This window comes from Viridibacillus sp. d25.2 (genome assembly GCF_055456015.2).
In genome coordinates, this window is the sequence record NZ_CM196652.1 from 453,948 (window position 1) to 468,198 (window position 14,251).

12 protein-coding genes are annotated in these 14,251 nt (G+C 36.1%); 6 read left to right on the forward strand and 6 right to left on the reverse strand.

The window, feature by feature from the left end; genetic code table 11:
• Positions 1-138: 138 nt before the first annotated feature.
• From ACZLO7_RS02325 to ACZLO7_RS02340, 4 genes are all read right to left on the reverse strand, one after another.
• A complete protein-coding gene (locus tag ACZLO7_RS02325; RefSeq protein WP_511261366.1) occupies positions 139-1,908 on the reverse strand; it encodes an IS1182 family transposase in 1,770 nt (589 codons plus the stop codon).
• Between the two features lie 140 nt (positions 1,909-2,048).
• Entirely contained in the window at positions 2,049-4,166 is a 2,118-nt protein-coding gene (locus tag ACZLO7_RS02330; RefSeq protein ID WP_464938988.1) for an MMPL family transporter, read from the reverse strand.
• A gap of 145 nt (positions 4,167-4,311) precedes the next feature.
• A complete protein-coding gene (locus tag ACZLO7_RS02335; RefSeq protein ID WP_464938989.1) occupies positions 4,312-5,310 on the reverse strand; it encodes an inorganic phosphate transporter in 999 nt (332 codons plus the stop codon).
• A 14-nt stretch (positions 5,311-5,324) separates the two neighbouring features.
• Positions 5,325-5,945 carry a DUF47 domain-containing protein gene (locus ACZLO7_RS02340; RefSeq protein ID WP_464938990.1) on the reverse strand — a complete coding sequence of 207 codons (621 nt, stop codon included), beginning with the start codon at positions 5,943-5,945 and terminating at the stop codon, positions 5,325-5,327.
• Positions 5,946-6,183: 238 nt separating this feature from the next.
• Between ACZLO7_RS02340 and ACZLO7_RS02345 the strand changes: the two genes are divergently transcribed.
• The 4 genes from ACZLO7_RS02345 (at position 6,184) to fumC (ending at position 10,511) form a co-directional block, all read left to right on the forward strand.
• Complete coding sequence (locus tag ACZLO7_RS02345) at positions 6,184-6,717, forward strand: NfeD family membrane protein (protein WP_464939088.1); 534 nt, start codon at positions 6,184-6,186, stop codon at positions 6,715-6,717.
• 18 nt (positions 6,718-6,735) lie between these two features.
• Positions 6,736-8,286, forward strand: a complete 1,551-nt coding sequence (floT, locus tag ACZLO7_RS02350) for a flotillin lipid rafts scaffold protein FloT (protein WP_464938991.1) — start codon at positions 6,736-6,738, stop codon at positions 8,284-8,286.
• 179 nt (positions 8,287-8,465) lie between these two features.
• Positions 8,466-8,981, forward strand: coding sequence for a PCYCGC motif-containing (lipo)protein (locus tag ACZLO7_RS02355; RefSeq protein WP_464938992.1), 516 nt, complete (start codon positions 8,466-8,468; stop codon positions 8,979-8,981).
• 147 nt (positions 8,982-9,128) lie between these two features.
• Positions 9,129-10,511, forward strand: a complete 1,383-nt coding sequence (gene fumC / locus ACZLO7_RS02360; RefSeq protein WP_464938993.1) for a class II fumarate hydratase — start codon at positions 9,129-9,131, stop codon at positions 10,509-10,511.
• A 64-nt stretch (positions 10,512-10,575) separates the two neighbouring features.
• Here fumC and rsiV read toward each other — a convergent pair whose 3' ends face one another.
• Both rsiV and sigV read right to left on the reverse strand, forming a co-directional pair.
• The gene (gene rsiV / locus ACZLO7_RS02365; RefSeq protein WP_464938994.1) at positions 10,576-11,466 is read right to left on the reverse strand and encodes an anti-sigma-V factor RsiV; all 891 of its coding nucleotides are present in this window, start codon (positions 11,464-11,466) and stop codon (positions 10,576-10,578) included.
• Positions 11,463-11,960, reverse strand: coding sequence for an RNA polymerase sigma factor SigV (gene sigV, locus ACZLO7_RS02370; protein WP_464938995.1), 498 nt, complete (start codon positions 11,958-11,960; stop codon positions 11,463-11,465). Before sigV ends, rsiV begins: the two co-directional genes overlap by 4 nt.
• Before the next feature lie 216 nt (positions 11,961-12,176).
• Between sigV and ACZLO7_RS02375 the strand changes: the two genes are divergently transcribed.
• Positions 12,177-12,863, forward strand: a complete 687-nt coding sequence (locus ACZLO7_RS02375) for an ABC transporter ATP-binding protein (protein WP_464938996.1) — start codon at positions 12,177-12,179, stop codon at positions 12,861-12,863.
• Position 12,864: 1 nt separating this feature from the next.
• Positions 12,865-14,202: an ABC transporter permease gene (locus ACZLO7_RS02380; protein WP_464938997.1), complete on the forward strand. Its 1,338-nt coding sequence runs from the start codon at positions 12,865-12,867 to the stop codon at positions 14,200-14,202.
• Positions 14,203-14,251: the final 49 nt, after the last annotated feature.

Genomic DNA, 14,251 nt, shown 5'->3' on the forward strand with positions numbered 1-14,251 from the left:
TGCTTCAGTATGTGCAGGAGCATAGCGACGAAGCAACTTGGCGTCCGCCGCAGCGGAAATCAACGGTCTTTTTAATATAAAATAGAACCGTAGTTGAACTCGAATTTCTTCGAGTTTGTCTAAAGTCTAAGGGGCTGTCTAATAAGTCCCTAAAATAAAAGTTCCAAAGAAAAACGTACTGTTTTTCTTTGGAACTTTTTTCGTTTTTCTCTGTTTTGGTGAAAATAGCTGGAGGATTCCAGCTATTTTCAGTAAATTGTGGGCCATTGCCACAATGCCGTACTCCGTTCTCACTTTTTCTAAACCTCGAAGTGAGAATCGACGAAACGACCGATTGCCCTTGATATGACCAAATACACTCTCTACCTCGATTTTCCGTCGAGCGTAAATTTGTGCGTTTGGTTCAGACCAAAGGCTAGTTTGTGCTTTTGCTTTGAGTTCTTCATAAACGGTATTGTAGTGAATCTGTCGATTCCCTTTAGATTTTGAACATTGTGCTTTCAATGGGCAATCTGTACAATCTTCACATTCATATATTTTGAAGTCTCGTGAAAAACCATATTTATCTGTACGTGTAGAATAACGTTTAAAAGGTACTTTTCGATTGTTAGGGCATATGTATGTATCATCTTGTTCGTTGTAAACCCAGTTACTTGCATGACGAATGTCTTTTTTATAACTTCGTTTTTGTTCACTTAAAAATGTGCCATAAGGAATCAATGCCTGAAATTCTTGGTCCATTGAATAGAGATAATTGCTTTCACTTCCATAACCGGCATCTGCTATGACGTTTTTTGGGAACGGAACGGATGATTTTTTCAATTCTTCCAAATGTGGAATAAAGCATCGTGTATCAGTTGGACGTTGATGCAGAGTATAAAAAAGAATGAATTGATTTTCTGTTGCCATTTGTATATTGTAACCCGGTTTTAATTGTCCATTTTGCATGTGATCTTCTTTCATCCGCATGAATGTGGCGTCGGTATCCGTTTTAGAATAGCTATTGCGCTCACCGAATAACTGTTGTTGGTATTCATACTTTTCAAGGCGTGGACGAAAATCTTCACGAATTTGCTTTTTGAGTTTCTTGGATTCGCTTAACTTTCTACGTTTTTCCTTTCGGGCTTCTGGTTCTGTTTCATCTTGGAATTCTTTGGTTTGCTTGCTGATTTGGCGTGTAAGAATCTCTTCTGCTTGTTCTAGCTTCTCTTTTGGCGTAATAGAGGACTGGTTGTCCTCACTCACGATAGAGCATTCATCCCCTTTTACGACAGATTGAATAAATTGATAAGTCTCATCAATTTTCTCTTTCAGTTTTTCTTCAAAACGAGTTGTTGCTTTTTTCCATACAAAAGAATACTTATTAGCGTTAGCTTCAATCTTTGTGCCATCTAAAAAGTAGTTTTCCATTGTTATATACTTTTGTTCGATAAGTTGATGAATCATTTTTTCAAATAATAGTTGAATTCGTTCAACCATAAACGATGTTCTGAAACGGTTAATTGTACGATAATCTGGTTTTTGCATCGCAGCTAGCCACATTGCTGGGAGATTTTCATTCAGTAATTTGGCGATTTCTCGGCAAGAATATACTTTTTGCGAATACGCATAGAGAAGGACTTTTACCATCATTTTAGGATGATATGCACTGCGACCACCACCTTTGTATGGTTCGAAGAAGTATTCATCGTCTATTCCTTCGATCATTTCATCCACTACTCGCGCAATATGATTAATTGGAATAAGGTCTTGAAGATCGAAGAGGCATATACTTTGTTGGTTATTATATGGAATGAATGTAGGGTTTTCATTTTGATTTCTAGAAACGAGAGTTTCTTCCCCAATTTCTAGTGGAAGCGTTGTTTGAGTCATGTTATAATTTTCGTTAGTAGTCTTTGGATTGCTCATAAAAAATCGCCCTTTCCGTAATTGTTTGTTTTGTCACTTACATTTTACAAGAAAAGGCGATTTTTTTGTATTTAAATTTAAAGAAATAGGGCTGCACTCAAAAGTCGGTTTTCACCGACTTTTGGGACAGCCCCTCTTTTTTATTTATGATTTTTCTTTTGGAACGGCATCCACCAGTTCCAGTCACCTAATAATTTCATAAGACTGGGTACAAGCATTAAACGTATAATCGTAGCATCTATAGCGATTGCTATGGCTATACCTACTCCAATTTGCTTCACGGGCATTACATCAGTGAAGGCAAAAGCTCCGGTAATAACAATCATAATTAATGCAGCAGATGTAATGATTTTACTTGTAGAGGTAAGTCCGTCAATCGTAGCGCGTGTATTACTCGCACCTTTTTCATACTCTTCTTGAATTCTTGAAATAAGGAATACTTCATAGTCCATACTTAAGCCGAATACAAGACAGAACGTGATAACAGGTATGATCAATACAATTGTCCCTTCCTCTATTCCAAAACTTCCATATTGGAAGATATAAACGAGAATCCCAAAAGCAGATGATAAACCAATTATATTCATTAAAATCGCTTTTATCGGAATTAATACAGAACGAAATGCAAGCATTAGAATAAAAAATGTTGAAACTATGATAATGGATAAGGCTACGATGATTTTATTTGAAATTTCATCAAAAATTTCTTGATTAAATTTAGCTTCTCCACCAAGTTTAAAGTTTATATTTAAATCTTTATCCGACCACTTCCGTACCCAATCTTGTGCTTTTGTAGAAGCTCCTTTAGCATCCAGTGTAATTGGGATAAATAACTGTTTGTCATGTATAAATGTTTCTTGCAATGGTTTTAGTTGTTCACTAGCAGAGGGGTTTTTCATGCTTTGTTGCCAAACATCAACGTGATTGATTTTGGATTCCGTAAAAATGGTCTTCACATCGAGTACTAAAGCATCCTTCTGTAATGCTTGTTGCAACTCTAAGAGCTCATTTAAACCGGCTTTAGAACCCCAGCCATCTTCACGTTCTGCTAATAGATAAACTGTGGAATTTTTGCCTAAATCAAACTCTTTTTGTAGCTTCTCAAAAGAAGTACGTGCATCATATGAAGTTGGTAAAGCATCCATTTGTGGAATAGTTAGTTTCATATCCTTCACTGGGACAATGCCTATTCCTAAGATTATCAAGGAAATAATGGCAACTATTACTGGGCGTTTCATGACCATTGTAGCAAAACTGTGCCAACGTGATACGCTGTTCGGTTTCACCCGAATAATGGTCCATTTATTTAAGCGATCACCCAATAGCAATATGCTTGCAGGTAACAACGTTAATGAAGCAACGACAGCTAGGAAAACCGCGATTGAGCCACCAAGTGCGATGTTATGGAAGATTTCCACTTGAATAACAATCATTGCCCCGAGACCAATCATGACACAGAATGCAGAAAAGATAATTGATCGACCCGCTGTTTGAATCGTTTTTTGTACAGCTTGTCCAATTGTTGATTGCAATCTTTCTTCACGATAGCGATTGATAAATAGCAATGCGAAATCTATACTGAGTGCTAGTCCGAGCATAGGAATAATATTCATGATGAAAATGGATAAATCGAATTGTCCACTCAACATAGATAGTATGCCAAATGCGGATACGACAGTAATAATGCCAATTACAATTGGTAGAATGGAAGCGACAACACTACCGAATGCTAGTAATAACACAATTACAGCAATAGGTAATCCGATTGCTTCTGCATTAGCTAAATCCTTTTGACTGGCTGTGTTAAGATCCGATGAAATTACCGATCCACCTGTAATAGTAACTCCTTTTTTACCGTTTATATTGTCTCTTATTTTCGTTACGACAACTGACATATCCTTTACGGTATTATCAAAATTTAAAATGGCATAGGAGATATTTTTTTTATGAAGATCAGCGACGTTTAAAGGAGATTGAATGGAATCGATTTCTTCTACCTCTTCGATTTTCTGTAAGGTCGCTTTAATATCTTTGTCTTTGACTTTATCAAATACGACAAATATAGTTTCAGCAGGCAAACCAAATTCTTTTGTCAGTTCGTCCATTACCTCTTGATGGTCCCCGTTAACCTTAAATCCATCCCCTTGCAATTGTCCGGGTAATTGAATAGCAAAGTATGCGAAAATGATGAATAATGCACACCAAACTGTAGCGATTAATTTATAATATTTTGTTATAAACCGAGATAAGCTTTGCAAATTTATGTGTACCACCTTTCTCAAACAACTCTCTATTTATTAGTGTAAAACATTTTGTCGTATTTTGTCGTTAATCAATCAAAAGTTTTTCTGCACAAAAAAAGATTCCCATCCAATAACGAATGGAAACCTTTTAAGGTAGGTATTAGAAAAATAAGTTGAGAACAAAAAAGATAGCTGCTCCCATTATTGCTGATGTTGGTAAAGTGATAATCCACGTAATAACGATTTTTCTTGCTACGCCCCATTTAACACCCTTCACACGTTGAGCTGAACCAACCCCCATAATAGAAGTAGAGATAACATGTGTTGTACTTACAGGTAAGTGAAGCTGTGTAGCACCAAAAATAACAGCTGCAGAAGCTAAATCAGCGGCTGCTCCGTTAACAGGTCGGATTTTCATAATTTTACCGCCAACCGTTTTAATAATTTTATAACCCCCAATGGATGTACCTAAACCCATTGCAGTTGCAGCTGCAATACGTACCCACATTGGAATATCGTCACCAGTTTGTAAACCAGCAGCGATTAAAGCCATTGTAATAATACCCATTGATTTTTGTGCATCATTAGTACCGTGGGTAAAAGATTGTACTGCTGCAGTGAAAATCTGTAGTCTACGGAATCCCTTATTCGTACGGTACAAGTTCAAGTCTTTGAATAACACTTTGAAAAGGGACATCATGATAAAACCAGCAATGATGGCGATAAATGGTGAATAGATTAATGCTTTAATGATTTTAATAAAACCTTCATAGTTCAATGCAGCAAAACCTGCAGCAGCAATTGCTGCACCAGCTAAAGAGCCGATTAAAGCATGTGATGAACTAGATGGAATACCATAATACCAAGTTACTAAGTTCCAAATAATAGCGGACAGTAAAGCAGCTAAAATAATTACAACACCATTATCAATTGCAAAAGGATCAACAATATCTTTGGCAAGTGCTTTTGCTACGCCTGTAAATGTTATTGCACCTATAAAGTTCATAGTTGCAGCCATTAAGACAGCTACACGAGGGGGTAATGCACGTGTAGAAACTGCTGTTGCGATAGCATTTGCAGTATCGTGAAAACCATTAATGAAGTCAAATAATAATGCGAAAATTACAACTAGAATGGTTAAAAATAGAACAGTATCCAATATATCTACATCTCCTAGGCGTTACGCATTATGATTGTATCCATTGTATTTGCAACATCTTGGCAGTAATCAGCTACTTCTTCAAGTTGTTCATAAATATCTTTGAATTGAATTATGCGAATAGGATCTTTTTCGTGTAAAAATAGTTGTTTAATAGATGTGCGAAGAACTTCATCACATTTGCGTTCATAGTCTTTAATGAGGATGGAATGATCACGCATATCGATCAGTTTTTTATTTGTTAAATGTCCCATAGCTGCGACTATTTCATCTGTACTTTTTACGATGTATTTAAGGAAGTCGCGCATATAGTCGTCTACCTCTGTTAAAGAGAACATTTCAAAGTGGGCAATACAGCCTTCAATACCATCAAGTACATCATCCATACGTACAGCTAATTCTAATATGTCTTCACGTTCGATCGGTGTCATAAATGATTTGTTTAACATGAAAATTAATTCATGAATTAATTTATCTCCATCGGTCTCATACTGTTTTAATGATACGCTAAGCTCTTTTAAATCTGCGATGCTTGTAATTTTAAAGTCATTTGCATAATGTACAGCTTCATTAACTGTTTCTGCAATTTTCAACAGCGACGCAAAAAAAGGGTCTTGTTTTTTTGAGCTAAACATGTGAATCCTCCTAGGTTGAATATCAACTTATCAATCTCTTTTGACGCTACACAATCATAACAAAATGCCTTAGGAATCCCCACATTATTTACATGATTTCGACTAAAATTTACATTCCCGTAATATAAGTAATATTTATATATAAAGTGTGTAAATTATTTGAAAAATGAAACTTTCCTGCTGTTTAACCGTATAACGTATTGTAAGGAAAATAACATAAGTATGAGAGGTGAGTCTAATAGAACTGTTTGGTATAGCAATCCAACAAGTATATTTATATTCCCTAATAATTTTTGCAGTATGCATGGTCTTATTTTTATTTTTTGGAGATGTGATTGATGGTGTTGGAGAAGGTATTCCGTTTTTTAATCCAGCGGTTATTCTTTCTTTTCTAACATTCTTTGCAGCAATTGGTTTCATCTTTGAAAGTTTAACGGCATTTTCTAGTATCATGATCATCTTAATGGCAACAATTATCTCTACCGTATTAAGTGTTCTTCTTTATTTCTTTATTTTATTGCCATTAAAATCTGCGGAAGTATCAATGGCGTATACAGATGAGTCATTGGCTGGGCAAATTGGGAAGGTGATTGTACCTATCCCTATTGATGGGTTCGGCGAGGTTGTTATTGAAACGGTTAATGGCTTAATTTCAAAACGTGCTGTAGGTTTTGATAATGAAGAAGTTGAGTATAATCAACAGGTCCTTATAGTAGATGTAAAAGAAGGCACGGTGTATGTCAGAGCATATGAACCAATGTTTTCAAAATAGATTAAAGGGGGAAATGAAATGGATTTCGGAAATATAGGGTTATTAGTCGTAATTGGCATTGTAGCTTTCATATTATTAGCAATTATCGGTGTTTACGTAACAAAATATCGGACTGCAGGTCCAGATGAAGCACTCATCGTAACAGGTAGTTATTTAGGGTCAAAAAATGTACATACAGACGAATCAGGAAATCGAATTAAAATTATTCGTGGTGGAGGTACATTTGTACTCCCTGTATTCCAACAAGCAGAACCACTAAGCTTATTATCTAGTAAACTAGAAGTCACTACACCTGAAGTATATACAGAGCAAGGTGTTCCAGTAATGGCTGATGGTATTGCTATCATAAAAATTGGTGGATCAATTTCTGAAATTGCGACAGCAGCAGAACAGTTTTTAGGAAAACCAAAAGAAGAACGTGAAAATGAGGCGAAGGAAGTTTTAGAAGGGCATCTACGTTCAATTTTAGGTTCTATGACAGTTGAAGAGATTTATAAAAACCGTGATAAATTCTCGCAAGAAGTCCAACGTGTTGCATCACAAGATTTAGCGAAAATGGGTTTGATCATCGTATCGTTTACAATCAAGGATGTACGTGATAAAAATGGTTACCTCGATTCATTAGGGAAGCCAAGAATTGCACAAGTGAGACGCGATGCTGACATTGCAACAGCGGAAGCGGAAAAAGAAACACGTATTAAACGTGCTGAGTCAGATAAAGAAGCTCAAAAAGCAGAACTTGAACGTGCAACTGAGATTGCTGAAGCAGAAAAAGAAAACCAATTAAAAGTGGCTGAATTCCGCCGTGAGCAAGACATTGCTAAAGCTCGCGCAGACCAAGCTTACGAACTAGAAGCGGCACGTGCAAAACAGGAAGTAACTGAACAAGAAATGCAAGTTCGAATCATTGAGCGTCAAAAACAAATTGAATTGGAAGAAAAAGAGATTCTTCGCCGTGAGAAACAATACGACTCTGAAGTAAAGAAAAAAGCTGATGCTGATCGTTATGCGATAGAGCAAAACGCAGCGGCTGATAAAATGAAACAATTAGCACAAGCGGATGCAGAGAAATACAGTATTGAAGCAAGAGCAAAAGCCGATGCAGAAAAAGTACGTTTAGATGGTCTTGCAAAAGCCGATTCAGAACGTGCACAGGGTGAAGCAGAGGCAGATATTATCCGTCTTAAAGGTCTTGCAGAGGCAGAGGCAAAACGCAAAATTGCCGAAGCATTCGAGCAATACGGCCAAGCAGCAGTACTTGATATGGTCATCCATATGATGCCAGAATACGCTAAACAGGTTGCTAGCCCGCTTTCTAATATTGACAAAATTACAGTCGTTGATACTGGTAGTGGAGAAGGTGGCGGCGGTGCCAATAAAGTTACTGCTTACGCAACGAATTTAATGTCTACTTTACAAGAGTCTCTTAAAGAAACATCAGGAATAGATATGAAAGAGCTAATTGAAAATTATTCAGGCAAAGGTACTATTCGTCCAAGTATCGAACGATTGGCAGATGAAATACAAGGTAAGTCAACTGCAGTTGTTGAACCAAAAGAAGAAGTTTAAATGAAAGTGCTGGCTCATGAAAATGAGTCAGCTTTTTATGTATAAACTAAAATAGGAACTGATTAGTCCTGTAACATAGTCTACTACTTAATAATAATAATAATGTTGTTTATTTGTCATACAAGTTTTGAGACTTATTAAGGTACAATGGGGAAAAGTGTATGAAGGAGTTATTAGTAATGAAATTTAAATGGTTTACGTTATTATTAGCTAGTTCTATGTTATTGACTGCTTGCAGTAGTGGTGAGGACAAGGTAGATGAGCCGGTAAAACAAGAACAACACAATGATGAATCAGGGCATCAACACGCTGCAGCCAATGGAGATATACAAGAGACAACAGCTTCAGCAGATGTTCTACCAAGTTTTTTAGATAAACAATCAGAAGATATGAAGCTTGTATATAAAGCGACGGGTCAAGCAACAGAGATTCTGAAATGGATACCGTGTTACTGTGGTTGTGGAGAAAGTGCTGGCCATAAAAGCAATATGAATTGCTTTGTCAAAGAAGTAAAAGAAGATGGCTCAATCGTTTGGGACGATCATGGAACACGATGTGTAGCTTGTGTAGAAATTGCCATCCAATCAATTAAAATGGCGCAAGAGGGTAAGTCGCTAAAAGAGATTCGTAAAGTAATCGATGAAGCTTATAAAGAAGGTTATGCCAAACCAACGCCAACACCAATGCCAGCTTGATAGTATTTTTCAACCTTGTATATGTATTTTTTTATACAAGGTTTTTCTTTACCACAAACAGCACATAAGACATTTCGAAAAGAAAGCGTTATCATAAATAATAGAAAGGTAATAAATTTCGTAGAAAAGCAAGGGAGATGGATGATTTTGGATTATCGTATTGAACATGATTCTATGGGAGAAATAAAAGTACCATCAGAACACAAATGGGGAGCTCAAACACAGCGTAGTAAGGAAAATTTTAAGATTGGTACAGAACAGATGCCAATTGAATTTATTTATGCGTACGCACTTCTTAAAAAAGCAGCAGCTATTGTTAGTTCTGAAATTGGTAACTTATCCAAAAGTAAAGCGAATGCCATTGTTCATGCAGCTGATGAAATTATAGCGGGGAAATGGGATGAAGAATTCCCACTTGTCGTGTGGCAAACAGGTAGCGGTACACAAACGAATATGAATGTAAACGAAGTTATCGCCTATCTTGGAAATGCATATTTGCAAAACCAAGGTAGTGAAGAGATACTTCACCCAAACGATGATGTGAACAAATCTCAAAGCTCTAACGATTCGTTTCCGACAGCTATGCATATTGCAGCTGTTACTGTTGTTACGAATGATTTATTGCCAGCATTACAAGAAATAAAAACAACGTTAAAGGCGAAAGCTGAACAATTTAAAACAACTATTAAAATCGGACGTACTCATCTACAAGATGCTACACCTTTAACCCTTGGCCAAGAAATTAGTGGTTGGTTGCATATGATTGAGAAATCGGAGCAAATGATCACAGAAAGTAAAGTCCATTTGCTAGAGCTTGCAATTGGTGGTACAGCAGTAGGGACTGGTATAAACGCACCTTCTGGATTCGGTGACCGAGTAGCTAAAACTTTAGATGAAGAAACAGGACTTCCTTTCGTATCATCTGAAAACAAATTTCATGCACTCACAAGCCATGATCAAATGGTTCACGTACACGGTACTTTAAAAGGTTTAGCAGCAGATTTGATGAAAATTGCCAACGATGTACGCTGGCTTGCAAGTGGACCGCGTAGTGGAATTGGCGAAATAACGATTCCTGAAAATGAACCAGGTAGTTCTATTATGCCAGGAAAAGTGAACCCGACACAATGTGAGGCTGTAACGATGGTTGCAACGCAAGTTATGGGCAACGATGTGACTATTGGAATTGCTGCAAGCCAAGGAAACTTCGAACTCAATGTATTTAAACCGGTTATTCTTTATAACTTCATGCAGTCCGTTCATTTGTTAAGTGATGTCATTCGTAGCTTCAACGAACACTGTTTAGTAGGTATAGAAGCAAATGAAGAAAAACTAGACCATTTTGTAAAAAATTCGCTTATGCTAGTGACAGCACTAAACCCACACATTGGTTATGAAAATGCGGCTAAAATAGCGAAACATGCACATAAAAACGGGCTGACACTTAAAGAAGCAGCGCTTGAAACAGGGTTATTAACTGAAGCACAATTTGATGAAATCGTAGATCCAGTGAAGATGATTCAATTTTAAAATCCAACAATAAAAAGCCTTGCACGGCAGCAGAGGAAACAACTGCTGTGTGCAAGGCTTTTTACTATTTGATATAGTGATTACTCACAAGATTTCCTTGTATAACGCTTGTAGGGATTTTGAATTTTACAGCACCCATGTAGCCTGGTGCAGCTTCAAATTGATCAAAGTAGATAATAAGTTCATTGTTCTTTGTAATAGAGAAGTTTTGATCAGCTTTGATTTTATCAAAACCATCGTTCACTTCTGATTCTCCTGCAATGAAATAGCTCTTTTCAACATCTGCAGCCATTTGTTTACGCATTTCATCTTTAATATAAGTAGAGATAGTATCGATATAAGTATTATCTTTGAATAGACTCGGTAAAGTAATGAGTAATTCATTCTTTTTGTCTATTGTATCGTTATGAATTGTTTCATAGCTTGAAGCTTGTGTTTCGACAGTATAACGACTAATTGAAAGTAAATCTTCTGTATTTGTTAATACTTTGTAGCCCGCATCTACACCTAAATGTCCTCCGCCTTGTTCCTCAATTTTAGCCATATTTTTTTTGAATTGTGCATATAGTTTAGCATTTTCTTGTTCGTATTTAGAATTTAATGTTTGTTCCAGTTCTTTGTTTTCAAGGCCTGTAATTTGAGGAGTTGAAATGTTGGCTTGTGAATTGTCATTACCATCAGCTAATTCGTTTACTGTGATAACTTTGACAATTGAGTTTAAGACAGGGATATTAGCCATTGATTGTGCAAAGGCTGGACTGATGTTTACACTACCTGCGAATAATACTGCAGCAGCTGCAGCCCCTAAACCAAAGTTTTTAATAGGGTTTATTGTTTTTCGTTTATTGTTTTTCATTGGGTTAGCTTCCTTTATCGCTTTTTGGACAACAAAATTTAGTTCATCAGGAATTTCAATATTGTCGAATTTTTTTTTGGCGTCGTTAATTTTACTCATGATTCCACATCCTCTTTCATTTCTATGCGTAGCTTACGCAATGCGGCATATAGCCTTGTTTTAATTGTGTTGCTATTTTCCCCGAGCATTTTGGCAATATCATCGATTTTCATATCCTCGAAGAAGCGCAAGATAATAATGGTTTTGTATGTTATGGGTAAATGATCAATGGCGTCATATAAATCTAAATCATGTAATTCATTTTCTTGGTTTGGTAACTGAAGATCTAGTATTTCATCTGGAGAGGCGATTGTTCGTTTGTTTTTCTTTATATAATCTATGGATGTATTGATTAAAATTCGGTAAAACCACGTTTTAATATATTCAATTTGTTCTATATAATCGATTGATTTGAGTGCTTTAACAACGCTCTCCTGTACGATATCTAGTGCATCTTCTTTATTTTTGACATAGCTAAAGGCTAGTCGGTAATAAGAATGTTGGTTTTCTATTATAAACGCTTCTACAAGCTTGTATTTTTCTTCTTTAGTCATGACTTATTTAACTCCTTCACAAATATAGCGCATCGCGAAAACACTACAATATTTTGACTTAGAAGTCCCTCAAAAAGTTTGCTTCTATAAAAAAATTATTATCTTAACGCCACTATATCTAATCTTAAGAATTTCTTCATCTTTATCCTCCCTGTTCCTTAAGAATCTACGTGTATACTAAATTTCAGTAAGTAAGTGGAGAGGGGCTTAAATAAATTGATAGAAATAAAAAATGTGAGTCATACATTTGCTATAGGAAAAAAGGGAAAAGAAAAGAAAGTACCTGTGTTGAAGGATTTATCATTCGATGTGGCAAAAGGAGAAATAGTTTCTATTGTTGGTAAGAGTGGATCTGGTAAATCGACCTTGCTAAATACCATCGCTGGTTTTATGACACCTGAGCATGGATCAATCGTTATCAACGGTCAAGAAACAGCATCTATGAGTGAGGTTACTCATGCACAGTTTCGATTAGAAAATTTCGGTTTTATCTTTCAAAATTTTCAATTGATGCCTGGTTTAACGGCATTTGAAAATATTGAATTACCGCTGAAAATTAAAGGTATCCCGTCGGCCAAGCGTAAAGTTAAGGTAAAAGAACTATTACAACAAGTTGGACTTGAGAACGTTTCAGATCATTATCCAAATGAATTATCAGGTGGACAGCAACAACGTGTTAGTATTGCTCGTGCATTGGTAACTAATCCACCCATATTATTAGCGGACGAGCCTACAGGAAGTTTAGATTCGGAAACAGAGCAGGATATTTTACTCCTTATTCAAAGCCTTAACAAAGCGTTGGATTTAACGTTTGTCATTATTACACATGATGAAGAAGTGGCTAATATTGCACATCGCAAATTCAGAATGCACGATGGTGAATTAGTTAAGGAGGTATTGTAATATGTTATTTAAGGATCAAGTAGATTTTGTTAGACAACATTTAAAGAAAAATAGGCTACGTGTGTTTACAACTGTTTTAGCAACTACTATGGGATGTGCGTTTTTAATTGTATTAGCATCCATTGGTTTTGGTTTACAAGGGTCAATAGAAAGAGAAATCTTAACAGATCAAACAGTGACTGAAATTGAAGTACACGGAGATCCTCAAAAGAAAATTGATGTAGATGCCATTAGTAAAATGGACAATGTCAGAGCAGTGGTTGAAAAAACAAATGCTCAACTATCGGCTAACGTAAAATTTGAGGAACGTACAAATAGCGTACCAGTAAACATGACTGATTTTGATAACGAAGAAAAGATCGGAAGTAAATTATCTGAAGGTCGTCTACCTCAAAATCCAGATGAAATTGTAGTAGGTTTTCATTTTGCTGAGAATTTATTGTCGAAAGCAGATTTGAAAGAGCAGGAAAAGTTAAATGAAGAATCTGCAGGAAACGACACAACTGCTACTAAGCAAGAAAAGAAATTAGGTTACAAGGAATCGCTAGTAGGTAAAACAATTTCAGTAAAACTACAAGATTATGATAATGATAAGGAAATTAAAAAAGAGTTATCATTCAAAGTGGTTGGTGTATCAGAAAAACCGGCAAAAGATTGGCTTATTCAAAATACGATACTATTTAGTGATGAACTAAAAGGTGAGTTTTATAATATTTATAAGGCATCTGTAAAAGATTCGAAAAACATTAAAGCTGAAAAAGATATGTTCTATCCTGAGATAAAAGTACATGCGACGAATTTAGAAGCAGTAAAAGGTGTATTAGCCAAGCTGAAGGATAAAGGTTTAAGTGTTTACTCAATTACTGAGCAATTAGATGAAATCAATGTTATATTCTTAGCATTTAAAGTAGGTTTAATCTTTGTAGGGACGATTGCTGTATTAATTGCTTCTATTGGTATCTTCAATACAATGACAATGGCCGTTACTGAACGTACTCGTGAAATTGGCGTCATGAAGGCGATTGGGGCAAGTCCGAAATTGATCCAGCGATTATTCTTAATGGAAAGTGCTTGGATTGGTATTTTAGGAACAGCGATTGCAGTTGTTATATCATACGGTATTAGTTTCTTATCAAACTGGCTATTGCCAATTATTATTGATATGGCTACTGATTCAAAGCAATTCCAAGAAGCGGATATTGTATTCTCAGATATTCCTTGGCAACTAATACTTGTAGCTTCAGCTATTAGTATTGGAGTAGCATTACTTTCGGGCTGGAGACCGGCACGTAAGGCCACAAAAATTGATGTCATCCAAGCATTAAGACAAGAATTATAATTATAAAAAGAGCGATTAGCCATTAGGCTGATCGCTCTTTTTGATAGTC